General features: G+C 42.2%; 19 protein-coding genes, 1 tRNA gene and 1 pseudogene. 3 read left to right on the plus strand and 18 right to left on the minus strand.

From position 1 onward, the window contains the following. Positions 1 to 521: 521 nt before the first annotated feature. Genes LGZ99_RS20775 through LGZ99_RS20790 form a run of 4 tightly spaced genes read right to left on the minus strand, consistent with a single transcriptional unit; the run spans position 522 to position 6,192 of the window. Positions 522 to 2,372: a type I polyketide synthase gene (locus LGZ99_RS20775; RefSeq protein WP_262979533.1), complete on the minus strand. Its 1,851-nt coding sequence runs from the start codon at positions 2,370 to 2,372 to the stop codon at positions 522 to 524. Continuing rightward, entirely contained in the window at positions 2,365 to 3,879 is a 1,515-nt protein-coding gene (locus LGZ99_RS20780) for a biotin/lipoyl-containing protein (RefSeq protein WP_036841005.1), read from the minus strand. The genes LGZ99_RS20775 and LGZ99_RS20780 overlap by 8 nt, the downstream gene beginning before the upstream one ends. Positions 3,880 to 3,888: 9 nt before the next feature. Further along, the gene (locus tag LGZ99_RS20785; RefSeq protein WP_021326094.1) at positions 3,889 to 5,886 is read right to left on the minus strand and encodes a dehydrogenase E1 component subunit alpha/beta; all 1,998 of its coding nucleotides are present in this window, start codon (positions 5,884 to 5,886) and stop codon (positions 3,889 to 3,891) included. 48 nt (positions 5,887 to 5,934) lie between these two features. Further along, complete coding sequence (locus LGZ99_RS20790) at positions 5,935 to 6,192, minus strand: hypothetical protein (protein WP_152552764.1); 258 nt, start codon at positions 6,190 to 6,192, stop codon at positions 5,935 to 5,937. A 998-nt stretch (positions 6,193 to 7,190) separates the two neighbouring features. On the opposite strand from LGZ99_RS20790, the gene LGZ99_RS20795 reads away from it, so the two are divergent. After that, entirely contained in the window at positions 7,191 to 8,600 is a 1,410-nt protein-coding gene (locus LGZ99_RS20795; protein WP_036841004.1) for a carbohydrate porin, read from the plus strand. Positions 8,601 to 8,720: 120 nt separating this feature from the next. Here LGZ99_RS20795 and cheZ read toward each other — a convergent pair whose 3' ends face one another. The 14 genes and pseudogenes from cheZ to cspE form a co-directional block, all read right to left on the minus strand. Next, positions 8,721 to 9,371: a protein phosphatase CheZ gene (gene cheZ, locus LGZ99_RS20800; protein WP_023045504.1), complete on the minus strand. Its 651-nt coding sequence runs from the start codon at positions 9,369 to 9,371 to the stop codon at positions 8,721 to 8,723. 9 nt (positions 9,372 to 9,380) lie between these two features. Continuing rightward, positions 9,381 to 9,770: a chemotaxis response regulator CheY gene (gene cheY / locus LGZ99_RS20805; protein ID WP_021326097.1), complete on the minus strand. Its 390-nt coding sequence runs from the start codon at positions 9,768 to 9,770 to the stop codon at positions 9,381 to 9,383. A 69-nt stretch (positions 9,771 to 9,839) separates the two neighbouring features. Continuing rightward, a complete protein-coding gene (locus LGZ99_RS20810) occupies positions 9,840 to 10,892 on the minus strand; it encodes a protein-glutamate methylesterase/protein-glutamine glutaminase (protein ID WP_023045505.1) in 1,053 nt (350 codons plus the stop codon). Next, on the minus strand, positions 10,885 to 11,772 hold the full coding sequence (cheR, locus tag LGZ99_RS20815) for a protein-glutamate O-methyltransferase CheR (RefSeq protein ID WP_023045506.1): 888 nt from the start codon (positions 11,770 to 11,772) through the stop codon (positions 10,885 to 10,887). Before cheR ends, LGZ99_RS20810 begins: the two co-directional genes overlap by 8 nt. 6 nt (positions 11,773 to 11,778) lie before the next feature. Then, positions 11,779 to 13,413, minus strand: a complete 1,635-nt coding sequence (locus LGZ99_RS20820) for a methyl-accepting chemotaxis protein (protein ID WP_023045507.1) — start codon at positions 13,411 to 13,413, stop codon at positions 11,779 to 11,781. A 53-nt stretch (positions 13,414 to 13,466) separates the two neighbouring features. Continuing rightward, a complete protein-coding gene (locus LGZ99_RS20825; RefSeq protein WP_023045508.1) occupies positions 13,467 to 15,158 on the minus strand; it encodes a methyl-accepting chemotaxis protein in 1,692 nt (563 codons plus the stop codon). 167 nt (positions 15,159 to 15,325) lie between these two features. Then, positions 15,326 to 15,823, minus strand: a complete 498-nt coding sequence (cheW, locus tag LGZ99_RS20830; protein WP_015834820.1) for a chemotaxis protein CheW — start codon at positions 15,821 to 15,823, stop codon at positions 15,326 to 15,328. A gap of 132 nt (positions 15,824 to 15,955) precedes the next feature. Next, entirely contained in the window at positions 15,956 to 17,989 is a 2,034-nt protein-coding gene (gene cheA / locus LGZ99_RS20835) for a chemotaxis protein CheA (RefSeq protein ID WP_036841000.1), read from the minus strand. Positions 17,990 to 18,112: 123 nt separating this feature from the next. Next, positions 18,113 to 18,988, minus strand: a pseudogene (motB, locus tag LGZ99_RS20840) (flagellar motor protein MotB); the annotation flags it as partial. Beyond that, positions 18,985 to 19,872 (minus strand): flagellar motor stator protein MotA, encoded by an 888-nt coding sequence (gene motA / locus LGZ99_RS20845; RefSeq protein WP_021326102.1) that lies wholly within the window; start codon positions 19,870 to 19,872, stop codon positions 18,985 to 18,987. The gene motA and the pseudogene motB, both read right to left, overlap by 4 nt. 135 nt (positions 19,873 to 20,007) lie before the next feature. Further along, a complete protein-coding gene (gene flhC / locus LGZ99_RS20850) occupies positions 20,008 to 20,589 on the minus strand; it encodes a flagellar transcriptional regulator FlhC (protein ID WP_021326103.1) in 582 nt (193 codons plus the stop codon). A gap of 3 nt (positions 20,590 to 20,592) precedes the next feature. Continuing rightward, complete coding sequence (gene flhD, locus LGZ99_RS20855) at positions 20,593 to 20,943, minus strand: flagellar transcriptional regulator FlhD (protein WP_021326104.1); 351 nt, start codon at positions 20,941 to 20,943, stop codon at positions 20,593 to 20,595. A gap of 3,334 nt (positions 20,944 to 24,277) precedes the next feature. Next, positions 24,278 to 24,970 (minus strand): MgtC family protein, encoded by a 693-nt coding sequence (locus tag LGZ99_RS20860; protein ID WP_021326106.1) that lies wholly within the window; start codon positions 24,968 to 24,970, stop codon positions 24,278 to 24,280. A 456-nt stretch (positions 24,971 to 25,426) separates the two neighbouring features. Beyond that, positions 25,427 to 25,639: a transcription antiterminator/RNA stability regulator CspE gene (gene cspE, locus LGZ99_RS20865; protein WP_010847246.1), complete on the minus strand. Its 213-nt coding sequence runs from the start codon at positions 25,637 to 25,639 to the stop codon at positions 25,427 to 25,429. 479 nt (positions 25,640 to 26,118) lie between these two features. On the opposite strand from cspE, the gene LGZ99_RS20870 reads away from it, so the two are divergent. Together LGZ99_RS20870 and LGZ99_RS20875 are read left to right on the plus strand one after the other, a co-directional pair. Next, a complete protein-coding gene (locus LGZ99_RS20870; protein WP_021326107.1) occupies positions 26,119 to 26,634 on the plus strand; it encodes a YlaC family protein in 516 nt (171 codons plus the stop codon). Positions 26,635 to 26,755: 121 nt separating this feature from the next. Next, positions 26,756 to 26,831, plus strand: a tRNA-Asn gene (locus tag LGZ99_RS20875). Positions 26,832 to 26,982 lie beyond the last annotated feature (151 nt).

The following is a 26,982-nucleotide window of genomic DNA, read 5'->3' on the forward strand; positions in this document are numbered from 1 at the left end:
TCAAAAAGAAAAGTTTTTAGTATGGTTTCAGAGCAAAGCAACGCTAAACAACCCATAAATACCCAATGTAGTTATTTATTTTTTTGCAGTTAGCTTGGGAAAATTATTATGTAAAACGAGGACACCTTAAATACGCCAGTTTAAACTTGCTTTTCACTGCCTTAATACATGCAATAGTATTTATTTTTATGATTTAATTTACCTTTTTTTCATACCCTTAATGTAATTTCATGCGAAAATAAATTTTGTTATTTTTTTAAACTATTTTCGCCATTTATTAATGATTAAATACCGGTCTAATCTTTCTAATCTTTCTAATTGATTAATCTGTCAGATTTTTTGTCATCGTTAATTTAATTAAAACATTATTAAGCATGGTAGAAAACCAATCAACCGACAATACGCTATTTAAAATTTTCGATAAAGAGAAAACATTTCTCATTCTTTAAATGGATTGGTTAATAGACTGACAAATTCCCTGTTTTACAACAGGGAATTTATACATAAAAGAGAGGCCCCAACTACGGTTTTTCAACCACAGATTCGTTGTTCGGTAACCAGTAACGCCGATGTTCAAAAGCATATTTGGGTAGTCGAATGCGTAACGGTTTCTGCCCGGAAGGCCAGCAAGTGCGCCAATCGATATCCTGACCTTGTAACCATAAGAATCGAGAATCATCCTCTGCCATATGAAGCCATTGATCTTCTTTGGTTGCAGCAGACGAAGCAAAATCACGTAGTTGGTTCAAGAGATCCTGCCGTGATGTTGCAACAAACAGTGCCCGATGGGGGAGTGCCGCCCTGCCAAACTGTAATGTCCAGCTAACCGCTTGCAGAGCGATGTTTTCATCGTTCTCAATAAAATCTCCCAGCATAACCACCATTTGTTGCAACGATGCCTGGCTATTAGCCGCGATGGGATAATAATATCTCTCCGAACTGGCTTTAATCTGTTGCTGAACTTTGGTCGGCGCCTCCTCCAAAATAACATGTGCGTTGCTTCCACCCAATCCGAAAGAGCTGAGTCCAGCAAAACGTTTTTGCCCTGCATCCACCCGCCAGGCGTTTTCCTCTGTAGCCAGTTGTAAGCGCGTGTCAGCGCTATCAATTTCAGGGTTCAGACGCTGAAATGCCGCGCAAGGCACAATGGATTTATGCTGCAACATCAATAAAACTTTAACAATACCCGCTAACCCCGCAGCCCCCTCTAAATGCCCGATATTGGCTTTTACTGAGCCAATATAGCAAGGTTGCCGCATGTTTCCTGACCGATCATGGTTAAAGACTTCATTAAGTGCATTAAATTCAATTGGATCGCCCAGCGAAGTTCCCGTACCGTGCGCCTCCAGGTAACTGATTTGCTCAGCAGAGATCCCAGCCTGTTGCAAACAATCATTGACTAATGCAATCTGCTGTTCAGGGTTAGGTGAAGTCAGTGAGTTAGCACGTCCACCATGATTTACCGCCGATGCCCGAACGTATCCATAAATAGGATCCTGATCCGCCAATGCCTGTTTTTGCGTTTTCAAAAACAGACACACAGCGCCTTCACCACGGACAAAGCCATTGGCGTCCGCGTCAAAAACCCGGCAACAACCATCTTTAGATAACATTCCTGCCCGGTAATAAGCAGCCATGTTAAATGTGTTGCTCAACAAATTAATACTGCCAACTATCGCCTGTTGGCATTCCCCAGAACGCAATGAATTTACCGCCTGAGTCAGCGCCGTTAATCCGCTTGAACACGCGGTATCAATTTGCAGGCTGGGACCAATAAAGTTGTAATAGAATGACAACCTGTTTGCCAGCAGGCAATTCAGTGTTCCCGTCGTTGCATAAGCATTTGCCATCGCCATATCAGCCGCGGCGAGTTCACGATAGTCATTACTGCACGAGCCAATAAAAACACCGGTTTTTGATCCCGAATAACTCAACGGATTAGTACCGCTATCTTCCATCGCTTGCCAAGTCAGCTCCAATAACATTCTCTGCTGCGGATCCATCATGGCGGCCACTCGCGGAGAAATACCAAAGAATGGCGCATCAAAGCCATCAATATTATTCAGTAACCCAGCTTTTAATGCTTTTTTAGGCAGCGGAATAATGTAAGGTTTTCCAGACGCAAGCCGCTGCTCCGGAATCTCTTCTATCACACTGCGTCCGGATCTTATGATCTCCCACATTTGTTCTGGGGAATCTTCCGCGCCAGGTAGTCGGAAGGCCATGCCCACAATAGCAATAGGCATCTGTTTCGTATCACCTGAACTGCTTACTGATGGAGTCATGGAGCCTAAATGCTCCAGCAAGGCGGATTTGGCTATCCGCTGTTCCTCCGGGCTTAGTGAATGGTATATGTGATACAGATTATCCATGCTTACCTCCCTCTATGAGGCGCTGCAATCCTAATGCTGCTTCACCATCAAGACAACGCACCGCATTAATAAAGTCATCTAAGGAATGTTTCTTCTCGGCTACTTCGGTTCTGGAAATGTCAAGATACTCAATCAACCGATGCGGTGAGCTATAACGCCAGAACAGCGTAGGCGATAATTTCCGGCGAAAACGCACTGACATCAGCTCCGCAAGTTTTACCGCTTTTAGCGAATCAATGCCCAAATCAGCCCAGGTGCGTTGCATCATGGATTCAGTAAAATCCTCGTCCCAATTCAGGAAGTCAGCCAAGAGTGTGCGTAACTGCCCGGCAACCGGTTTAGCGAATTGACCTTCCATCTGATGTGCGACAGATTGCGGCCCAGACAGAACGCGAACTTCAGCAGCAATCTCTGTAAGAAATTCAGCCGCTTCTACCCCATTCAGCAAATAGTGATTGAATGCCAGAACCAGGTTCATTTCTTTGTTGTGCGGAGCACCGATGAACAATGTTGACTGAGATGGCGGCACGATAAGCGGCACAGCCGAGGTGGCGCCATCGCTGCCGGTATACGAGATCATCATGGGAACATCTATATCGACGGGCATTCTTTCAGCATCGGGATCCAGTACACTATTCAGATGTTGCCTGAACTCAAAAAAGCCCATGGTTTGTGTTCCAGGCACTTTTAATGAACTCAAATCACCTTTTTCATCCAGAAAAGCAATACCCAGATTGATATCGGTATAAGTATGATAACGCTCTTGATCCAACGGCCTTGAGCGCAACATCGGGAATTTTTTCAGCGCCTGAGAAACTGCGTAAGTGATTACCTGAAACGGTGTTATCCACTCTTGCTGCCCGGAGTTCTCGGTTAGATGACGAATGGCGTTATCAACCAGCTCAATCGACAGTGGTTTGCCTGCCCAACAAGGTTGTACCGTACCGCTATTCAGCCGTAACGCGCGATTAAGGCGCTGCTGATCTTTTGACAGGAAACCAATATTGTCATCTTTGGCATGGCCATTTTCCGGCAATTTGGTTTCGTTGTGCTTAAGGTAGTCATCAATGTGGCTGGGCAATAATGTCCCGTATTTTTCCGCCAGTTGATTAAGAATGTGCGGCTCAATTTGGTGTTCTTGTGCATACAGACGGGTTTTGGGCGGAACACGCGCAGGAGGAGCCGATACCTCAGGAGCAGCCTCCACTTTCTCCACGCTAACCGGCGGAGGCGTCAACTCTTCACTGACAGGGGAAGGCTCCGCCAACTCACCGGCGGCTCTGATGACCGCAATAGCCGACCCAACAGGAATAATATCATTTTCCGCAGCCAGCCATTTTTCCAGGATCCCCTCAACATCAGATTCAATGGTAAAAGCAGCCTTATCCGTCTCCATTTCATAAACAGGTTCATCACGCTTGACATGATCTCCCACCTGCTTAAGTAGCTGGGTGATGACGACTTCAGTGGTTCCTTCTCCCATCGGGGGAATAAGCAACTGTGCCATAAGTTCTCCTTAGCTCATTACCGCATATACGGAGGCCAAAATGTCATCCGTGCCGGGCAAAACAGCTTTCTCTAAACAAGGATTAAAAGGAATATGAATATCTTCACGCGTTACCAGACGTGGAGGCGCCAGTAAAGAGAAGAAATTATCATTCTCATCCAACAGATCAGCAACAATGGATGCGCCAACACTGGCCGTCCGGGTATCCTCTTGTACAACGATAAGCCGCCCGGTTTTGCGTAAAGATTCCGCAATCCGTTGTTTATCCCAAGGTACCAGACTACGTAATTCAATCACTTCGATGTCAATATTGTTTTTTTCCGCCTGAAGAGCAGCCATAGTCGCAAGTTGAACGGTGTTTCCCCAGGCAACCAGCGTAATATCCTTTCCTGACCTGACGATATTTGCCTGGCCGAGAGGCACTGGACTCACCTGCCGGCGCTCATGACGCTCTCTCATAAGGTGTTTAGGGATCAGGATCAGGCTCGGCATATCTAGACTTAACGCTGTACGGAACAACCCAATCGTGTCGGCTGGTGTCGTTGGAACAAGAACATTAATACCGGGAATATGCGCTAAGATACCGTCCGAGCTCTGGCTGTGCCATATACCGCCTCCTGGAAGATAAGCGCCATAAGGCGCATATATCACCACCGGACAGCGCCATTTCCCCACCGTTCTCCAACTTAAAGTGCCAAGTTGTGACTGTAACTGATTGAGGCCCAGCCCAACAAAGTCGATAAATTGCAGTTCAACAATCGGACGCCAGCCACAAGCGGACAACCCAACAGATGAGCCAATAATCGTGGCTTCAGAAAGGGGGGCATTAATAACGCGATCAGGATAGCGGGTAGATAAGCCACGGGTGAAACCAAAAACACCCCCTTTAGGATCCTCAATATCCTCGCCAAATAACAGCACATTCGGATGCTGGCTCAACGCCTCATCCAAAACCTGATTGACCGCTTTAACCTGTGTCTCTTCGGCTTCCATCTCAACATGTACGACAGGAGCCCCCTGACGATTGCACAAATAGGTACTTACACTTTCAGGATCAGGCTCTTCCTCGTGATAAACACGCTCAAATATTTCCGCGACATCAGATTTAATGCTCTCTTTTTGTTCAGCCAAATCCTGATCATTAAGCGTCCCCTTTTCCTTTAAATAGGCGACGTAATTCTCAATAGGATCTTGTAACGCCTCCAGTTCATCCTGGGAACGGTACAGTTTGTGAGAATCCGAATTGGAATGAGAATCTAACCGGTCCATACGGCAAACCAAAATGCAAGGGGTTCGCTCAAATCGCGCCTTATTGAATACCTCCTGGGCAACAGGAAACACGGTCTCCGGCTTGCGAGCGTCAACCCGGCGAATCAAGCACTCGTTAAAAATTCCCAATCGATATGGCGCCATTGCCGCCGTTGACGTACTAATACCCAATTTATTATCAGAAACCACAAAAACTACCGGCAAACGCCTTTCAACCGCAAAGCTGACCGCTTCATAAAATTCTCCCTGCCGGGTTGCTGCATCGCCGACACCACACACGACAAGCCCATTTTTATTGTCCAACGCGCTTGCCCAGGCAGCTCCGGCTGCGGGAATACATTGGGTTCCGGTCAGGCTGACTACCGAGAAGATATTGTTCTCTTTGTCGCAAAAATGATTCGACATGGTCCGGCCAGCTGAGTGAGAAGTGGCCTTTCCCATAAGTTCCCTTGCCATTTCAACAGTAGACATACCACGCGCTAATACTAATGCCCGATCACGATAGTAAGGAACCAGCACATCATTCTTTTCCATAAGCTGCGGCAACACTGCCAGCCCTTCATGTCCAGCAGCCGACACATGGAACCAGGCACGGCCTTGTCGCGTGACTAACGCACTACGGTTATCAATTTCCCGTGACAGCAGCATGTCATAAAGTAACTTTTGCTCATCCAAACAATTATCCATTGAAGGGCTGTGTTCCTTAAGAGGTACTTCATTGATCTGTACGTCTATCACTCTCTTTTTCCTCACAAATAGTTAACGTGGTAGTTGTCGTTATTGCGCTTAATGCCTGATAAATAAGCAAACACGGGGTAGTCCCCTGTCATAACTGCCTGAGAGACTATCGATCCCGATAAAGAAGTGAACACGGGTAATCCCGCCACATGGATTACATAAAGATGGCGATATACGGTCACAATTCTTAATAACGTTTATACGCCTGACGTGGTGGGCAAAATTATCTCCATGACCATGAATAGCTTTGATTGTCGCGGTGTTTCCCGAATTTTGAGCATTGTCCTGAACACAATGTGACGCCATTTAAAAAACTCCAACCGTTGAACAATAGCCATTCGCTAAAAGCGGAGCCAATAAACACCGGCATTTCCATGATTACGTTACGATTAAAAAACAGGTTTTTACCTATGTCTTTGAATCCTGCAATGGTTAAGATACTAGAATCATTCATTACTTTGCTAAATTATTTTAATGATTAGATTTTCCCGACAAACCATTCATTAGATATTTTTATACTTAACCAAGGCATGGCTCCAATAATAGCATCTATTATATCAATCGAACTTAAGACTTTATGCTCACATCAAAACTCGTTCTATTCTGTGATGAATGTCAATAATAACCTCGCTGTATCGAGTAATACATTAAATTGAGTTGATAAAATTACACAGTATACAGTATTAATAACGATATTTTACAAAAAGTTAGCTTATTATCTCCTATGTTTTATCATAAAAGAATCTGTCGTAATGAGGGAATGATCACAAAAAAGCGCCGATATATATAACCACATGATTAAATTAGATTTGTTGCATCTCACCCAGTTGACATCATAGTGCAATAAATAGCATATCAATATATAAAAACATATTCCTCAACTATTTGAATATACTATCAATCATTTAAATATTAAATTCAGAAAATAATAAGATAAAATATAATTTCCATAAGGTTTATTTAAATAAATTTATATCTATGACAGATATAGATTATTGCTATAATAATAGAACCAAATACATCCTGCTTCAATCCTCTTCATTCTCACTGGCATCATTATTGTCAGCGCTCATTGAAAGAGTGAGAGTGTGTTAACGCGACCCAAATACACTTGATTAATATCTTAAAGCCCTTTAGGATTTTCGCCTTATCTTTCCGCCCGCATTGGGAGAAGGTTTACGGCGATTCTTACTAATGAATAATTGGTTAGCGCCAGCTAACTTAACTCAATTATCTTTTAGCCTGAAAACCAGTTTGATGATGTAATAAAGCACAATAACTAATATCCCAAAGGGTAGAGTACCATGAAGAACCTTTACTATCTGATTGTCACGCCAGGATTAATATTTTCAGCCTCTGCCCTTGCATCGCCTGCTAATAGCATCGAAGCACGCCTTGATGCACTCGAACAGCGGCTACAACAAGCAGAACAACGAGCCGCTCAAGCGGAAGCACGGGCTACAGCCGCTGAGCAACGCGCACAGCGACTGGAACAGCACGCTATCGAAACCAAACAACAGACCACACAAGTAGCGCAAAGCACGACTTCTTCGCTGGAAAATAGTGCCTCATCACCCAGCAATTTGAAACTGAATGATTTTGGCGATCTAAAACTGTACGGTGATGTAGAATTCAATCTCGACGGCACCAGCCGAAGCGGTCAGCTTACTTCACTTAAAACCGGCGATAATAAACACTGGAAACCTGGCGACAAAGAACGCTGGAATATTAATGGCCGCATCTTGATTGGACTGGACGGCTACCGTCGCAATCAGAACGGCGACTTTGCCGGTTTCAGTGTGCAACCATTGGCAGACATGACCGGCAAAATGAATCTCGACGACGCTGCTTTCTTCTTCGGTAACGAGAAAAACTGGCAGGCCAAAATCGGGCGTTTCGAAGCCTACGATATGTTTCCACTCAACCAGGACACCTTTATTCAATATTCTGGTAATACCGCCAACGATTTGTATGCCGATGGTTTCGGTTATATCTACATGATGAAAGAAGGACGTGGCCGCAGTAATAACGGTGGTAACCTGATGTTAAGCAAATACGCCGGTAACTGGTATTTCGAACTCAACACACTGCTCGAAGATGGCACTTCGCTATTCCAGGACAAAACCTACCATGGCAATACACTGGATAATAAGAAAAATGTTGCTTATCTGCGCCCAGTGGCGGCCTGGAAAAAAGACCAATTCAGAGCAGCAATAGCGATGGAGAGTAATGTGGTCAACAACGCTTACGGCTACCAGAATGCCCAAGGACAATGGATTGATCAATCCAAACGCAATGGCTACGGCATGACACTGAGTTGGAACAGTCTGGCAACCAACCCAGATGATGGCATTGTCGCCAACCTGAATACCGCCTATCTGGATGCCTCAGGCGAACAGAACTTCACCGCCGGAATCAATGTAACTTGGCATCGCTTCGAACTGGGCTATATCTATGCCCACAACAATATCGAAACGTTCAATACCGACGATATGACCGCACGCATCGATCACCCATTCAGTGAACCGGGTAAATACGATATAAATACCATCCATATGTCATATCTGATTCCTGACATCATGAATATGCAGAATTTTAATCTCTATCTTGGCGCCTATGTCTCTATGCTGGAGGCCAATGCTAACAACAAAATTGCCAACAGTAACAATGACCAACGCTACGGCGCACGCGCCAGACTTAAATATCTCTTCTGATGCAGGTCCGTTGTACCTTACCCACAGCGATATTTTTGCTTGCTTCGCTCAGATCATTAGGTCAACAATTTCCGGAAAATCTTTAATCCTGAGTGGCAGGTTTACCCCTGCCACGTTTATTCAGAAACCTAAGCTATCCAGTAAATCATCAACCTGAGCCTGATTAGCAATAACGCCCACGCCGTTTTGGTTCACCTGCGGGCCATTTAGTAAGCTGTCAGCCTCTTTCTTAGTTTTCGCCATCTGATCAGCCGGCATGTTTTCCATTAATACCATCACCAACTGTTTTTCTATTTCCTGAATAACATCCATCATCCGCTTGATAACCTGACCGGTAAGATCCTGAAAGTCCTGTGCCATCATGATCTCCAGCAATTGAGCGTTAGTGAAAGCAGTATGCTCAGGTACCGTATTGAGGTAATTCCGGGTATCGGTAACCAATGAGCGTGCCACAGGCAATTCAACCGGATTTTCAAACCACTCATCCCAACGTTTGGTCAGTGAAATTGCCGATGATTCCAACTCATTCTGACGAGGTTGCGCCGCCTCAACACAGTTAAGCGCCCTTTCAGCTGCCTGTGCTGTCATCTGCACAACATAGTCCAAACGTTCTCTCGCATCGGGTATTGCCTCGGCGGCCTGAGCGATCGTTTGATCTAATCCCAGCTCACGTAAACTATCACGCAACATACGCGTAAGCTGGCCGATCCGGCTGATAATTTCACTGGCACTAATGGTCTCATCCCTCGGCATGATTGGATTTACACTCATTATGTCTCCTTAGAGGCCCAGTTTTTCAAATATTTTGTTGAGCTTTTCTTCCAGAGTAGCTGCGGTAAAAGGTTTAACAACATAACCACTGGCCCCGGCCTGCGCCGCAGCAATGATGTTTTCTTTCTTCGCTTCTGCTGTCACCATCAAAACCGGTATCTTAGCCAATTGGGCATCTTCACGAATGACTTTTAGCAACTCTAAACCATCCATATTGGGCATATTCCAATCAGAGATAATAAAGTCAAATTGAGAGGAACGAATCTTAGTCAGGGCTTCTGCCCCATCTTGAGCTTCTTCTACATTATTAAAGCCCAATTCTTTTAAAAGGTTACGAACAATGCGACGCATGGTTGAAAAATCATCAACCACCAGAAATTTAAGATCCTTATTCGCCATAAAAACTCCTTGAAATTATTTACCAGTCAGCACAGAGCTGTTTAAAAAATTAAATTTATCCGGCAACCGTTAAATACGGACAGACTGCCCCGAGCTTATTTTTGCCAGCATTCTCTTGCTCATTTTGAGGATATCCATGACTTCATCCACAGCCCCCATTTGTATTGCAGCTCTTGGCATACCAAACACCACGCAACTCGCCTCATCCTGTGCCAATGTGTACGCTCCGGCTTGTTTCATCTCCAGCAAACCCGCCGCGCCGTCATTGCCCATTCCTGTGAGTAATACACCAACAGCATTTCTTCCGGCAAATTTAGCTACTGACCGGAACAACACATCTACAGACGGACGATGGCGATTAACAGCCGGTGCATCAGTGATCAGAACCTGATAATCAGCACCATTACGGCACAGTTCCATATGGCGATCACCTGGAGCAATGTAGGCGTGCCCTGGCAAAATCCGTTCACCATTTTCGGCCTCTTTTACTGTAATTTGGCTAAGTTTATTCAGTCGTTCAGCAAAGGAACGGGTAAAACCCGGAGGCATATGTTGCGTAATCAGTAGTGCCGGGCTGGTTACCGGCAACGGTTGCAACAAATTCTTTATCGCTTCCGTTCCGCCAGTAGAAGCACCGACTGCAATCAGTTTTTCGCTGGATAACAGAGGCTTAAAACTTAAAGGAGCAGAATTTACTGGTGTGGCTGTTTGCACAGATAATTTAGCCTGTGCCGCCGTCCGCACTTTCTCCGCAATAAGTTCACTGTAAGCCAGCATTCCTTCACGAATACCTAATTGAGGCTTAGTGACAAAATCAACGGCACCAAGCTCCAATGCCCTTAATGTGATTTCAGAACCTTTGGCTGTCAGAGAAGAGATCATCACCACAGGCATTGGCCGCAGACGCATTAATTTTTCCAAAAAATCAATGCCATCCATGCGTGGCATTTCAACATCCAGCGTGAGCACTTGTGGATTATGTTTTTTAATCAGATCACGGGCCACCAGTGGATCGGGGGCGCAAGCCACTACCTCCATATCTGGGTGGCTATTGATGATCTCCCGCATGATTTGGCGCATAAGCGCTGAATCATCAACACAAAGGACAGTTATCTTATTCATGACCTCTCCTTGCCCGACCTACACCGTAAACAGTCTGTCCTTGCAAGTAGAATTCCTGGCTTATTTGAGTGACATTTTCGGAATGCCCGGCAAAGAGCAATCCATCGGGTTTTAACAAAGCAACAAAATGGCGCAGTATCCGTTCCTGCGTCTTTTTATCAAAATAAATCATTACATTACGGCAAAATATGGCATCAAACTTACCTTCAAGCGGCCAATTGGGATCTAACAGGTTTAAATGCTGGAATGTCACCATGTCAGCAAGTTGAGGCCGGACACGGGCGTAACCTTCATAAGCTCCAACGCCTTTAAAAAAGTAACGTTTTCTCTGCTGATCTGTCAGTTGGCGCAACTCATCCAGCCGATAAACACCTTTACGTGCTTTTTCCAATACATGGGTATCGATATCACTGGCAATAATTTTTACCTGTTGAAAACGATGCCCCAATACATCACTCAGCGTCATAGCAATTGAATACGGCTCCTCCCCTGTAGATGCTGCCGCACTCCACACCCGGTACGAGCCATTCTTCTTACTTGCATGTTTAGCTAACAAAGGAAAATGATGCGCTTCCCTAAAAAAAGCCGTCAGATTAGTCGTCAACGCATTGATAAATTCCTGCCACTCCTCACTGTCAGTATCATTCTCAAGAATAAACAGGTATTGCCCAAAATCACGTATTCCAAGCACCCGTAAACGCCGAATTAAACGGTTGTAGACCATCTCCCGTTTATGGGCAGCAAGCACAATACCAGCACGTTGATATATAAACTGGCAGATGCGCTCAAAATGCGCATCTGCCAGGGTATAACGCTGAATCATGTGGTTCAGTGGCAAAGACGGCAAACTTGTCGCTGAAGCAATTAAATTTGATTTCATCTGGCCTCAGCGAGTCTGACTGACCGCCCCTTCACTGCCCGAGGACCTCAGCGTAAGTGAAAGTTCATTCTCAAGTTTATTTTCTGAATTATCCGGTAATTCAAACTGTGCTACTGTTTTCACCAGAATATCGGCCTGATCTTCAAGTGCCGCTGCTGCTGCGGCTGACTGCTCAACCAATGCAGCGTTCTGCTGAGTAACCTGATCCATCTGCGTAACCGCTTGTGCCACCTGATGAATACCGCGACTTTGTTCATCAGATGCCGCAGCAATTTCGGCCATCAGATCCGTGACCCGGTTTACCGAAGCGACCAATTCATTCATGGTCTTCCCTGCATCACTGACCAATTCAGAACCTTGACTCACCCGCTGAACGGATTCACTAATTAATGTTTTAATCTCTTTTGCCGCTTCGGCGCTTCGTTGAGCGAGATCCCTGACTTCACCAGCAACAACAGAAAAACCGCGGCCTTGCTCACCTGCCCGTGCAGCTTCTACTGCCGCATTAAGCGCCAGAATGTTAGTCTGAAATGCAATGCCATCAATAACGCTGATAATGGCACTGATTTTCTGTGAGCTATTGGCAATTGCATCCATCGTCTCCACGACGCTGATTGTCAGCTCACCGCCTTTAGAAGCTGTTTTTGATGCAGACACTGCCAATTCACTGGCCTGACGGGCATTTTCCGCATTCTGTTTTACCGTGGCCGTCAGTTGTTCCATACTTGCAGCTGTTTCTTCCAATGACGCCGCCTGCTCTTCAGTGCGGGAAGAGAGATCAGTGTTACCCTGAGTAATTTCCTGAATACCGCTATACATCAAGTTAGTATTCTCTTTCACCGAAGCAATGGAACTCACCAGTGAACGTTGCATTTCACGCAATTTGAAGAAAACTTCACCGATTTCATCATGAGTGAAAACAGAAACTTCTTTGTTCAATTTTCCTTCCGCAACATTCTGGAAGTGACTGCGCATATTAGCGAATGGTTTGAGCAGATTTCTTTTGAGCCACCAATGAGCTGCCCAAGCAACTACCAGTACCATCAGGATCGCTCCCGCGAACATCGCAGTTGCAATTTGATAATAAAAGCGACCATCTTGAACAGCAGTCTTAATTTCCTCTCCGATATACTGCATATATTGGTTGAAATCAGATTCCAGCTGCTGCTGATACTTTTCTGTTGGCTGGTTTAAAAATGCATCATAATTCCCCTGCTCCAAGAAAGCAGAGAGTTCCCTGAGTGCATTGATATATTCTTTGTAGCTGGTTTCCACAGATGCCAGCAATACACTACTGCCATCCTCGTCATTTAATTTAGGCAGTGCGATAAACTCCGCAAAATGCATCTCAGCCTTATCCAGTGTCTCCTTAACATTAGCAACCATACTGCCAATATGAGCTTCAGATTGTTGCAGCGTTTTTCCTACAGCAATTCTATTCAGTGTATTACGCGATTGCAGCAAAGCCGCCCAACTCAATCCTAAAGTGTCTCTTTTCTGTGTGCCCAGATCAATCCGCTCGATATAAGTCTGGTCTGTGTGGATAATCCCAAGTGATAAACCACTTGAGATTATCTGCATCACACAAAACATCATCAGTAACAGATATAAACTGGTTGATATACGAAGCCGGCCTAACATGTAATCACCTCGGTTAACGGCTGCATATGCAGCCGTGGTTATCACTTAGTGTTTTAAAATGTTTCCCAATTAGATTGTTCTTCCACATTGCTGACTTTCTTCAACACAGGTGGATTCGATTTAGCAGGAAGAGTCTTAACCGCAGGTAAATGTTCAGTTTTTGTTTCTGGTTGAGACTTATCGTCAAGACTTGGTAACTGGAACAGAGAAACAAGTTTCTTCAATCCAGCCGCCTGATCTTCCAACGCGGCCGCAGCCGCGGCTGATTGTTCAACTAAAGACGCATTTTGCTGTGTTACACGATCCATCTCAGAGATAGCCAGGCCAACCTGAGTTATCCCTCTGCTTTGTTCATCAGATGCGGATGCAATTTCACCCATAATGTCAGTTACACGGGTGACTGAACTGACAATGTCGTTCATTGTTTCACCGGCACTTTCAACCAGAATAGAACCGGTATCCGCGCGGCTGACTGAATCTTCTATTAATGCTTTGATCTCTTTTGCTGCCTCAGCACTACGCTGGGCAAGATTACGGACTTCTCCTGCCACAACAGCAAAACCACGCCCATGTTCACCGGCACGTGCAGCTTCTACCGCGGCATTAAGCGCCAGAATGTTAGTCTGGAACGCAATAGCATCAATAACACTGGTAATATCGGAAATCTTCTGAGAACTGCCGGCAATTTCATGCATTGTCTGCACAACATTCGCCACGACTTTCCCACCCTGACGGGCAATTTCAGAGGCGCTGTCAGCCAGGTTACTAGCCTGACGGGCATTTTCCGCATTCTGTTTTACCGTTGCCGTCAGTTGTTCCATACTTGCCGCTGTTTCTTCCAAAGAGGCGACCTGTTCTTCAGTGCGGGAAGAGAGATCATTATTCCCGGCAGCAATTTCACTGGTTCCGTTATAAATATTTTCACTACTGTGACGAACGCTACTGACAGTATTGATAAATTCTTTCTGCATATGTTTCAGGCCAATAGCTAACATGCTCATCTCATTTCTGCCTGAAACAGTAATTTTCTGTGTCAAATCACCAGTAGAAAATGCCTTAATATTCTCCAATAATTTATTTAATGGATTCAGCAAGCTATGCTTGATACTAACCCAACTGAAAATCATGGCTGAAACCAGAATCAGCATGACAATAACCAGCATAATCACGGCATTCCTGTAGGATATGCCCGCATCAAATACAACATCGGAATAAAGATGATCGTTTTGAGTCAGATAGAAGTTATATTCTTCCTCAAAAGCACTCTGGTATTTGCCGGTTGGCTGATTAAAGAATTCCACCGCCCGATCATGTTCAATCAGGACGATGAGCTCATGAAGCGCTGAAATATAAACATCATAGGATTTTTTAAGGCGATTAAGGCTTTCTAATTCATGAATAGGCAATTTCGCCGTTTGTTCATATTGTTCAAAGCGCTGCTCTGCTATAGACAGATTACTTCTGGCATCAGTCAGCAGCTGTTCCATCGTGTAATAATTGTCAACGCCTTCGTCCTTCATCATGTACCGAATGCCAGCACGGTTTAGATTGTTACGAGCCTGTAGCAAATTAACCCAGGTGTCATTCAAAAATGTCTGCTGCTCACGCATCTTATCCAGTATTTCCAGGTTTTCTTTATTACCTTTCAACTCATGGAAGAAAAGTCCCCCAGATATAAATTGCAGAGCACCAAATAATATGATGACCGCCATCAACCCGGTCACTATTTTCATTCGGTTAAACATGTTTTCCCTTTTTTACAATAGATCAGCATGGCTCTGTTATCGGCATAGCTAAAAGAAACTTTACTGGTCAAATAAAAGAAATTTGAATATTTTTTCTGATTGGGATCAGCAGAGAATGGACAAAAAAATAGCTGCCATCTATTAGTCATGGCAGCTATTTTTGATGACTAGTTTTTAGCCACTGAATCTACCAGGGCCATCTCTTCACTATTAAGCAACTTCTCAATATCCACCAGAATCAACATGCGATCATCAAGTGAACCCAAGCCAGTCAGATATTCAGTAGACAATGTCACTGCAAATTCCGGAGCCGGGCAGATTTGTTCAGCTTTGAGCGATAAAACATCTGAAACACCATCAACAACGATACCAACCACCCGGTTCAGCAAATTCAGAACAATAACCACAGTATTATCATTATAAGTAACAGTTTCTTGAGCGAACTTAATTCTCAGGTCAATAATAGGAACAATGACACCACGCAGATTGGTTATCCCTTTAATGAACGCAGGAGTATTTGCAATACGGGTGACCTGATCATAGCCACGGATCTCCTGTACTTTAAGTATTTCGATACCATATTCTTCATCACCCAGGGTAAAAACCAGATATCCTTCCCCGGCAGTTTCTCCTGACAATTTATTAAAAGCTTCTATGGCCGACATAATCTTACCTTTTGCTGTGATATTGACGATTTTCTATAGGGATATACCCTTCATCTTTCAAGTTGCTGCTTTGTTGGCTGCGTTCACTTGCCGCCGCGCTGCAACTTGAAATCTATTGGGTATAATCCCCATTTAATGCTTATTTCTTTCTAATAACTCAGCTTTGCTGAGTGCCAATTGATCATGATTGAGTTGCTGCAACGCAGAGACATCAATAATCAATGCCACACTGCCATCACCCATAATCGTGGCAGCGGATATTCCCGGCACTTTGCGGTAGTTACTTTCGATATTTTTCACGACCACCTGATGCTGCCCAACTAACTGATCAACCAACAAGGCATAACGACGACCGGCACTCTGTACAATCACAACAATCCCTTTAGTCGGATCTGTTTTCGCCTCAGGAATATCAAAAACCCGATAGAACTTAATCAGTGGCAAATATTCGCCTCTGACATGCAGCAATTTTTCATCGCCGGCCAGTGGATAAATATCTTCTTCCTGCGGCTGAAGGGAACTGACTACCGCACTTAATGGCAAAATAAACACTTCATTATTCACTTTCACTGACATACCATCAAGGATTGCCAGCGTCAGAGGTAACAAAATCCGGGTAACTGTCCCTTTACCTGCCTGGAAGTTAATCTGGATTTGTCCTCCCATTTCCTGAATATTTCGCTTAACCACATCCATGCCAACACCGCGGCCAGATACATCTGTCACCACTTCAGCCGTGGAAAAACCAGGGGCGAAAATCAACATAGCAACCTCTTCGTTACTCATGTTTTCACTGACTGATAACCCTTGTGATATCGCTTTGGCCAGAATTTTTTCACGATTCAGCCCAGCGCCATCATCCACAACTTCAATGCAGATATTCCCCCCCTGATGTTCAGCAGAAAGTGTCAGGTTACCCGTTTCAGGCTTACCTGAAGCGAGTCGAACTTCCGGTTCTTCAATACCATGATCAAGGCTGTTACGGACCAGATGAGTCAATGGATCAATAATGCGCTCAATTAAGCTCTTATCCAGTTCAGTGGAGCTGCCAACCAAAGTCAGATCCACTTTTTTATTCAGTTTGCCAGCAAGATCCCTGACTAAACGTGGATAACGGCTGAACACATATTCCATTGGCATCATGCGGATAGACATTACAGACTCTTGTAAGTCTCTGGAATTTCGTTGTAACTGAACCATGCAATTCAGTAAATCGCCATGTGAATTAGGTTCAAGATCATTACAATGCTGTGCCAGCATAGATTGTGTGATAACCAATTCACCCACCAGGTTTATCAGTTGATCAACCTTCTCAACCGCAACCCGAATACTGGAAGATTCCGCACGCTGACGTGGCGATCCAGCCGGTGGCACAGGTGCGGGACGCCCGGCAGGCGGTATGACACTTTTTTCCGACACAGTCGTTTTGACGGCTTTATCTGTATCCCGGTTTTTAACTTCATCTTTTGATTCAGCTACCGGCAAAAAAGTGATCTGTTCCGGTTCAATCACAAAACAGAGTACAGCAGTAATATCATCCTCTGTGGCTGATGTTACCAATGAGGCTTCTACACTATCCCGGGTCTGTTCAGCATCATAAACCTCCCCCAGATTAGCCAGTTCATCAAGCATCAAAGAAACTTCGCGCTCTTTCAGACCAGACAGATGAACCCGAACTCTGCCTTGCTGGTTTTTAGTCGCAACAGGTTCTGGTTCGGATTCAGGCAATCCTGGTGCTACCTCAGCGATGACAGGCTCAACCTCATCTTCATTTTCTTCCTGTACTTCCAATGCAAGCTGGCGCAAAGTCTCACAGATGTAGGTAAACGCACTTTCATCCGGCTCCTGAGAACTTTTATAGGCATCCAACTGTTGTTGCATAATATCTTTCGCTTCTAAAAACAGGTTGATAATGTCAGTCGTCAGACTCATTTCATCTCGTCTGGCGCTGTCGAGCAAATTTTCCAGAACATGCGTAGTTTGCTGTAGCTTGATAAAACCAAAAGTCGCAGCCCCCCCTTTTATTGAGTGAGCACTACGAAAAATAGCATTCAACTGTTCCTGATCTGGCGCATCGGGATCGAGCTGCAATAAATGCTGCTCCATATCCTCCAGCAATTCGTCTGCTTCATCAAAAAAAGTCTGATAAAACGCGGTAATATCCATTGTTACTTTGTCACCTTAGTCGGTACCACGATTGGACTCAGTACTCAGCGATGCTGATTGAGCCGATGCTGTGATTTCATTGGATTACTGTGTTGGCCCACTTTCAGCAGAATCCTTTCTAATCACCTCGTGAATTTCCTTACTATCGTTAATAATCAGGGAATTGCTGCCGGTGTTTTGCTGTTCAATCCGCTCTTCCGCTTGCTTATTGAGCACTAAAATACTGATACGACGATTAACCGGAGAACTGGGATCTTCCTGCTTCAAGCGGACCGTTGAAGCCATACCGACAACCCGCAATATCTTGCTTTCATCCAACCCGCCTATCAGCAGCTCTCTCCTTGACGCGTTAGCCCGATCTGCGGATAGCTCCCAGTTACTGTAACCACGCTCACCATTGGCATATTTCAAGTCGTCAGTATGACCGGACAGGCTGATTTTATTTGGAATATCGTTTAAGATTGGTGCAATAGCTCGCAAGATATCACTCATGTAGCTTTCGACTTTTGCACTGCCAACCATAAACATTGGCCGATTTTCCCGGTCAATAATCTGGATACGTAATCCTTCATCCATCATGTCAATCAACAGATGTGGACGTAATTCTTTAAGGCGGGGATCAGTAATAATCAACTGATCGAGTTGCTCACGCAGCCTGTTTAACCTGCGGGTTTCATCATTAGCTTCAACGACTTCAACCTGACGCAGAATATCACCTTCCTGATAAAGCACATCCTGCCCTCCCCCTGGGATAGGGTTAGAGGTATCACTGCTGCGTTCCCCTTTATTTATCGCGACTTGTAGCGGGGTACGGAAATATTCTGCAATTCGGGTCAATTCCTGCGGGCTGGAAATTGCCAACAGCCACATAACCAGAAAAAATGCCATCATAGCGGTCATAAAGTCAGCATAGGCAATTTTCCATGAACCACCATGATGTCTGGTGTCATTTCTTTTACGTCTTTTTACCCTAATGACCGAGACGTTACGCGCCTTCATACTTGTTCTTCAGTTTCTTGCTGAACAGGCGCTTTCACCCGGCGAACATGTTCTTCCAACTCAGTGAAAGAAGGACGGTCCGAGAGGTACAATGTCTTACGGCCGAATTCAACAGCAATTTGCGGGGCATAACCATTCAGGCTGGATAATAATGTCACTTTAATGCATTGCATCATTTTAATATGTTCGCCACTGCGCTGACGCAACAAAGTCGCAAGTGGAGAGATAAAGCCATATGCCAGCAAAATGCCGAGGAATGTCCCAACCATAGCATGAGCAATCAGCACGCCAAGCTCTCCTGCCGGACGATCTGCCGAACCCAGGGCATTAACCACCCCCATAACAGCAGCCACAATACCAAAAGCAGGAAGTGAATCTCCAACCATCATCAGGCTGGTCGCCGGGATCTCGCTTTCCTGTTCATAAGCTTCAATTTCTTCATCCATCAAAGCCTCAATTTCATGAGGATTCATATTGCCACTCACAATCAACCGCATGTAATCGGTGATAAAATCCATCAAATGCTTATCCTTAAGCAAACGTGGATATTGGCTGAAAATATCACTCTGCTGCGGATTTTCAATATCCCGCTCTAATGCCAAAACACCATGCATACGGGATTTTGCTAACAACCGGAAAAGCAGAGCCATCAGATCCATATACATCGTTTTGTTATATTTAGATCTGCGCATTACCTTTGGCAAAACACGCAATGTTGCCTTAATCGCTTTTCCGTTGTTACCAACAATAAAAGCACCGATGCCAGCACCAGTGATAATTAAAAATTCAGCGGGTTGATAAAGTGCGCCCAAATGACCACCTACAATCAGGTAACCACCGATTACCGCACCAAAAACTACGATATATCCTAAAAGTACTAACACGCGATATCCTTTAGCTAAGTTGGTGAGCGGATGGGAAGTTGAACAGTCTGAATCCAGAATGGTTGCAATTTCAACACAGGTTACAGGAAAAAAGTGCAAATCCGTAACCTGTAGGAATGATTTTCCCATTTAAATTCACATTGCGCGCTGAGCAAATCCATCCAGCAGTTGTGAATTACTATCGGCAGGTTGAGAGGAAAGTTTACGTTTTTTTACGGCGCGTGATGGCGGTTGACAAAGACTACAAACAAAGCTATTCACAGGTTGATGGGCATGAGTAATAAAGGTTCCGCCACAAGTGCGGCACTGTGAAGGTTGCAACATGCCACTGTCTACAAAACGTACCAGAGTCCAGGCACGAGTCAGCGCCAGAACAGGGGCATCCCCTCCAACGGGAGGGCATTGTTCAAGATAGAGTCGATATGCTTTAACAACCGCCTCCACACCGTCGCAATAACCGCTTTTAAGTAAGAAACGATAGGCATTATAGAACATTGATGAATGAATATTCTGTTCCCAAGTCATAAACCAATCTGTTGAAAAAGGCAGCATCCCTTTAGGAGGGGGGCTTCCCCTCAACTCTTTATAAAGCTTAATTAGCCGTCCTCTGCTTAATTGCGTTTCACTTTCAAGCATTTGTAACCGTGCGCCTAAAGTGATGAGTTCCATCGCAAGATGTATATCCTTAGCTTCTTGAACTATACTTTTCTCGGCCATCTCTTATGCTCTTTTTTTCACTGAAGTATCATCTTTCGAAGATAACTGCTGAAACAGATGAGTTGATAACAAAATGCCTGTGTGTATTTGTTGTAAATCATCCACTCGAGATTCCCTGGTAAGCTGCTGAATAGTTTCACTGTCTTCGAACCGAAAATTACAGACTAATTGATTAGTCTCGGCGAGCTTTACCAACTGAGGTAATGTCAATTCAGACAACGTATCAGCCATAGAATCGCTAATACCTAAACGGAACATCGCTGATGCTTTTTCATGGTTAATTAACCTCTGAGCTAAAAGCAGATACGATAAATTTATGTCATAAATATGTTTGAGCAATTCAACCGTACTCATTTCTCTATCCCGTCCGATTACATTAAAAAATCAGTTAAGTGTTCGAAAAACCACTCGTGACAAAATTCCTAAAATAGCTTAGGGATTAATAATCTCTTACATAACTAAAATATACAGGCTTAGTCTGAGCAGTAACCATCCCTTGTATTACTTTTGATTCGTCCAACTTCAAAAATATTACGGTAATGAGCTGCAAAAGTATTATTGCGTTACCTGATATAACATTTTTACTACCGATTAAGAATATTCTTAATGCAGAACAACTTTACTCCTGAATCATCAACTTATACAACGGAAAGAGAACGCAATTTTAAATACTATGTGACATGACTCACAAAAACAGAGGCTTTTAATATGTGTTTAATCGATGAATTGATCATTAATTATTCAAACAATTAAATAAAATCCGAATTCCCAATTTTAATAAGTTAAATTATCTAAATAAAAATATTAGGTATATTTTTTGATTTTATACGATCTATTAAGCTTATAAACTCAAAATAACGATAAAAAATCCTACTTTTAGTCAAATGATAACTATAAAATCAGCTTTATGCCTGAGTAATTGGTGTAAACAATAATCTTATTCTAAGATTTGATATCTCCATTTGTACGATAAAATAGATTAATTTTATGCAAAATTTGGTTGCAAAAAAGATACTGGTATGATCACTTTTAGTTTAGATTTGTATTTTCTTTAACCATAAGACTTAACTAAAAGCACATACCACCATGCACAAATAACACCAACCATACAAAAACAGCATAAAATACAGTAAGATAATGAATAAAAAAACAACTACAACAGAATCTTATCGCTCAAATAACAACCAATACACAGCATGAAGATAATAGAAAAAACAGGCCAATTTTGACTCCAGACAACCAAATAAATGGCAATAATCATTAAAAAAACTTATCAAAATGCCATATTTCATAATATAATAAAAACACACAGTCCTCCTATTGATTACTTTATTTTTTCACCTTTATTTTTCATGTTTAAAATTATTAATTAATCAAACTTACACATAGTCAATATATACTCCTTAGAAACATTAGGCATTTTAAATAAACAATAGATTATTTATTAATCTAATTTTCCATTTTAAAGATTTATAATAGATATAATTACAGATATAAAATCTTCAATCAACATAAATATATAACCAAATCAAATGCCAATCACGAATACAATCACCATTTATTATATAATTCAACAAAAATATAATTCACAAATTAATATTTAAACAAATAAAATACACTATTTCAATGTTCATGAACTTATAATACAAATAAAATATTAAAATAACTTTTTATCATCATCCACTATTTCATATGAAATTTACAACCCCCATCCCAAAAATATTATTTTCATATGCAAAAAAATAAAAATATGATTGTCATTGATTCACATTATAGATACCATTATTCGAATGATAATCATGAATAAAATAATTGATTAAAATTTATCGCAAGAATAATTAATAGCAATAGAGCTGTAAAATAAAAGCCATTTCTTACCAAAAGAATATCATTAATAACTATTGATGGTGAAAATATCATAATATTTTTATATCAAAGACGAAAAAGATATTATTTTGATGAACAATTTTTTTCCCCACATAAATAGTAGTTATACTTTTTCAAGTAACCATAACCACTCACCAAGCATGGAAAAAAATGCAACAACTGATTACAGTCTCATCTAACCACAGAAAATATTCTTAGGGCAAAGACTCTAAACCCATTAGTTGATTAAATGAGAAAAGAATAAAATAGATATCGAGAATCATTATCAATTATGCAATCAATAATACTGAAAATACCGTTGTGATGTGGATATTGGATAAAAGACATCCCCCATGAGAGCAAAATATAAACAAACCGCATCTACCATTTAATACACCAATTATGATGAAATAAAACCCCCACATACAATATTTTTTACTGTAAAAAATCCCATATCAACATATATAACTACATAGCAAAAAGAGAACAAACCAGTTCTGCCGATACAATAAAATATCTAATATTTTTATTGCCTCATTGATAAGGTTTTCTCTGAAACTCTTTATTCATTTTATCTCAATGTAAAGAAAGCTACTAAATATCACATATCAAATCTTGTACTAGTAAATGAATATCTTTCATCAGAAAAAATGGAATAAAAGTGCTGACAATTAACATTGAAAAAACATTACTAACGTCTGAACTTACCGTTATATTCAAGCACTTGATGATATTCCCTCGTGTCTATCTCCCTTAACTATCCTTCGCCTAACGCCCGCAGATTTTTCTCAAGCCAGGTAATATCCATCACTTTTTTTGTACATCTGTACCTGTTGCAACACCAACGTATCTCAATACCACGGCCTTATTAATGTCATTTCCAGGTAAACCCTCTGTATACCGGTTCTTTTTAACATGAGATTTTTACAACGCCTCAGTTTACTAAATACCGATCTTTATTCCATTTCCCAGGATTCCAACACCTACCAGCTCAGTTTGTTGAGTTATTAAAATAACTTCGGAATCTAATCCTACATCATGACAAACCATGACAGTAATAACAGAATTATCTTCGGTAAGAACTTTTACTGTCCCACCATCCTCTCTTAATACAGAAATAGCAAAGGTGGCTCTCTTCTTTGTATGGGCAAAAAAAGTTAGTCATTCTTGTAATATCACAGCTCTTTCACCATCAAAAGGCAGCAAGTGTTTTTACTTTATCATCGGACAAATATCGAACTGCTAAATTAATACACTGAAATCTTGCCTGATGGTAACCATTAGCTACTACCATTATTTTTTCACGGCATACTTCATCAAGCAAAATTATTATCTATTTTACTCTTATATAAGAACAAACTTAGATCATTCTTCTACCTCACTTTTGCAAGTGAAATGATATTTCCACTGAGAGTTCTGAACAGTAATAGGCAACCGATGCCGAACAAAATAAAATGGTAACTCATCAATTTTTCTGTATCCGTGTACGATACCTATATCAGCTTTATCCGATCAAACTTGATGTTAGAATGACAATCATCAGTAACACCTCAATAGTTAATTAGATGATAATTACTATGGTAAAAAATACCAAATTTAACTATTTTCCCCTAATAAAACCATAAATAGATAATACCCCAAAAAAACTATTATCCATATAAAGCGAATTTGTAACCAACTCAGTGTTGCCCCCCTTGTACTGCGTTACCTGGCTGAAAAAACATGCTACAGGCAACGCTCTGTTTGTTTTACATGATAAAAAGTCAGCCATAACTCTTTATCGAACAAAATTATTGTTGTTTTATACAAATAATTTTTAGACTTATGGCTCAGAAACAATTTTCCAATTTATTGAGCTAACGCTTTTTTCTAAACTCATGCGACAGACAATCGCTTCTATCTCTTTTTGCTCAGTGGGTGTTGCTAACACTTCAGCACATACTTCAAGTTTTCCAGGTTGGATCATATCAGTGAAACTCAGTGATTGTAGCCTCACGGCTACTCCATTGAGAGCCTGTAACACTAATGTTCTTACCAAAATTCCATCATCACTATCACACACTACATGAATTTTATAACTCTGTGCCTGATCAATGGCCTGCTGTCTGGGCTGTAAATTAATACGTTGAGCAGCCTCACGTAACAATATGTTTGCGCAAAGAATAATCGCGGTGGCTATCGCAGCCAGCCAATACTGCCCAAGGCCACATAACACACCAATTCCCGCGGAACACCACAAAGTTGCGGCGGTATTTAGTCCACGAATATTCATTCCTTCCCGCATAATGACACCGGCACCGAGGAAACCAATTCCTGAAACAACCTGCGCAGCAATACGACCAGCACTATCTGGTGAAGTTGTTATTGAACTGAGTATAAAAACAGCCGCACCGGTCGCAACTAATGCATTAGTTCTTAAACCCGCCATACGTTGACGCCATTGACGCTCAGCACCAATTAATGCACCAAAGCACATAGCTGATAATAAATGAAAGACAAAAGGAGTTATTAACATGACATTCTCCATACAGCTAAATGGATAAATAATCATGTGCATTTATTTTGCACACAGAAACTTGTGCCGAATGTTTAATTCAGCGTTATTTTCTGTACATGCCTGGAGGTAACAAAATGTAAATATATAACAGCATAATAGAAAACCCAATATACTATCCTCAGTAACTCCACTGAGTACCGGATAATACCGTCTTTGAGTAAGTACAGCTCAGATATTTTGAGTGGTACCGCCCGCCCTGTTCAGCAAGCAGCAAATCGGAAGGAAATGAACAGCTTGCCGTCTTATTTTTTATTTAACCAAAAACTTTGACTGTCCAATGACGCTAATCTCCCCAATAAAATTTGTACGGAGTATAATCAGAAGCAATTAATAAGTAAACAAAGATATTACTCTAACAAAGAAAAAGCCCGCCACTATATAAAACAATGACGGACTTAAAAATCATTCAGGCAATCAGATAGCAGTTACGTTTGCTGCTGCTGGGCCTTTAGCACCATTTTCAATGGTGAATTCTACGTTCTGGCCTTCTGCCAAAGTTTTGAAACCGTTACCCTGAATGGCAGAGAAGTGAACGAATACGTCTTTGCTACCGTCAGCTGGGGTGATGAAACCGAAGCCTTTAGACTCGTTGAACCACTTCACTTGACCTTTCATTTTGTCAGACATTGTGACTTTCCTATATATCAAAAAAATTTTGCCAACATGGGCATGTACTGGCCAGTTATCAGCTATTACTTATGGAGGCACTAAGAAGGAAACGGTCAACAAAGGCTATCTGAGGATAACACTTACACATAACTCATTAACTCAAGATGTCGTACATAAAGTAGGTCTGTTTATCAGGCCGGCTGCATTAACTCATGATAGAAAAAGAATAGCAACCTTTTTATGCATTCGTGTTTTAAAAAAAACGCTTACGCTCATTATTAGAGCAATAATATAAAAAATAAAGTCATTAATTATAAATTTTTTTGATTTATTCAACCTTTATCTTAATGAAAGCATTAAGATTAATCTCAATCAATAACAGTTGGCAAATTAAAATAAAACAACTGCTCTACGTCAGATAGTCTCTCTCATGCTAGCCTTAAGGACCGATAATTATGAAAATATTTCACTTTCTCTTCATTTAATCAGGTCAACGTATGAATATCATTAAGCAGATACTGATTCAGGATCTTGAACGAATCAACATTGAAGAACAGCGTGATGGCAAACTTCGTTTCAACAGCCAGTTTATCAGCAACCATCCTTACCTTTGCCTGGCTATGCTCGTATCCTACCTGACGCTCACTGCGCTTATCTGGTACGCCCCATACTTTGGTTTACTTTCACTGCTAGCCTTCACCGTACTTTTCATTGTCATGGCGGCTATTTTATTATTCGAAATTAAGCCCGTATATCGATTTGACGATATCGGTGTGCTTGATCTACGGGTATGTTACAACGGCGAATGGTTCGTCAGCGAAAGAATCTCAGACCAAGCAATCAAAGCGCTCCATCTCCACCCTCGTGTTCCGCTGGCAATAAAGGATGAAATCAAACGTATTATAAAAATGAAAGGTGAAATACATTTTTATGATGTTTATATCATGGCGTTCCCTGAGCAATCGCATACAGCAACATCATTGCCGATGATGAATAAAAGTACTCAGCTTTAACAAAATAGCGCAGTTATAACACAATGCGCCTACATGGCGAGCAAACAACAAACCGGTAAGATTTTTTGCGTTGACAGGGTTTCAGTTCATCGCTAATATTCGCCCCGTTCTCAGGAGCGATTCCTCCATAGTTCAGTCGGTAGAACGGCGGACTGTTAATCCGTATGTCACTGGTTCAAGTCCAGTTGGAGGAGCCAAATTCAAGTCTGGAGATATTGCAAAAAACTTCCGACGTTTATCAGATAAAGAATCTGCGAAAAGCCCAATAAAAATTGGGCTTTTTTGTATGCAACAGCACATCTAGGAATACCAGCCTGATTAATCCAGGGCTACTTTATAAATTCTTTC

It is taken from the genome of Photorhabdus temperata, assembly GCF_025384845.1.
In the GTDB taxonomy this organism is placed as follows: Bacteria; Pseudomonadota; Gammaproteobacteria; order Enterobacterales; family Enterobacteriaceae; genus Photorhabdus; species Photorhabdus temperata.

Bases quoted from the DNA above. Each gene is read 5' to 3' on its own strand.
- cheW (WP_015834820.1), bottom strand. From the start codon at position 15,823: ATGTCGGCCATAGAAGCTTTTAATAAATTGTCAGGAGAAACTGCCGGG.
- flhD (WP_021326104.1), bottom strand. From the start codon at position 20,943: ATGAGTACGGTTGAATTGCTCAAACATATTTATGACATAAATTTATCG.
- LGZ99_RS20775 (WP_262979533.1), bottom strand. From the start codon at position 2,372: ATGGATAATCTGTATCACATATACCATTCACTAAGCCCGGAGGAACAG.
- cheA (WP_036841000.1), bottom strand. From the start codon at position 17,989: ATGGATATTACCGCGTTTTATCAGACTTTTTTTGATGAAGCAGACGAA.
- cspE (WP_010847246.1), bottom strand. From the start codon at position 25,639: ATGTCTGACAAAATGAAAGGTCAAGTGAAGTGGTTCAACGAGTCTAAA.
- LGZ99_RS20825 (WP_023045508.1), bottom strand. From the start codon at position 15,158: ATGTTTAACCGAATGAAAATAGTGACCGGGTTGATGGCGGTCATCATA.
- LGZ99_RS20870 (WP_021326107.1), top strand. From the start codon at position 26,119: ATGAATATCATTAAGCAGATACTGATTCAGGATCTTGAACGAATCAAC.
- cheR (WP_023045506.1), bottom strand. From the start codon at position 11,772: ATGAAATCAAATTTAATTGCTTCAGCGACAAGTTTGCCGTCTTTGCCA.
- cheY (WP_021326097.1), bottom strand. From the start codon at position 9,770: ATGGCGAATAAGGATCTTAAATTTCTGGTGGTTGATGATTTTTCAACC.
- flhC (WP_021326103.1), bottom strand. From the start codon at position 20,589: ATGGCCGAGAAAAGTATAGTTCAAGAAGCTAAGGATATACATCTTGCG.
- LGZ99_RS20810 (WP_023045505.1), bottom strand. From the start codon at position 10,892: ATGAATAAGATAACTGTCCTTTGTGTTGATGATTCAGCGCTTATGCGC.
- LGZ99_RS20820 (WP_023045507.1), bottom strand. From the start codon at position 13,413: ATGTTAGGCCGGCTTCGTATATCAACCAGTTTATATCTGTTACTGATG.
- LGZ99_RS20780 (WP_036841005.1), bottom strand. From the start codon at position 3,879: ATGGCACAGTTGCTTATTCCCCCGATGGGAGAAGGAACCACTGAAGTC.
- LGZ99_RS20790 (WP_152552764.1), bottom strand. From the start codon at position 6,192: ATGGCGTCACATTGTGTTCAGGACAATGCTCAAAATTCGGGAAACACC.
- cheZ (WP_023045504.1), bottom strand. From the start codon at position 9,371: ATGAGTGTAAATCCAATCATGCCGAGGGATGAGACCATTAGTGCCAGT.
- LGZ99_RS20795 (WP_036841004.1), top strand. From the start codon at position 7,191: ATGAAGAACCTTTACTATCTGATTGTCACGCCAGGATTAATATTTTCA.
- LGZ99_RS20860 (WP_021326106.1), bottom strand. From the start codon at position 24,970: ATGTTAATAACTCCTTTTGTCTTTCATTTATTATCAGCTATGTGCTTT.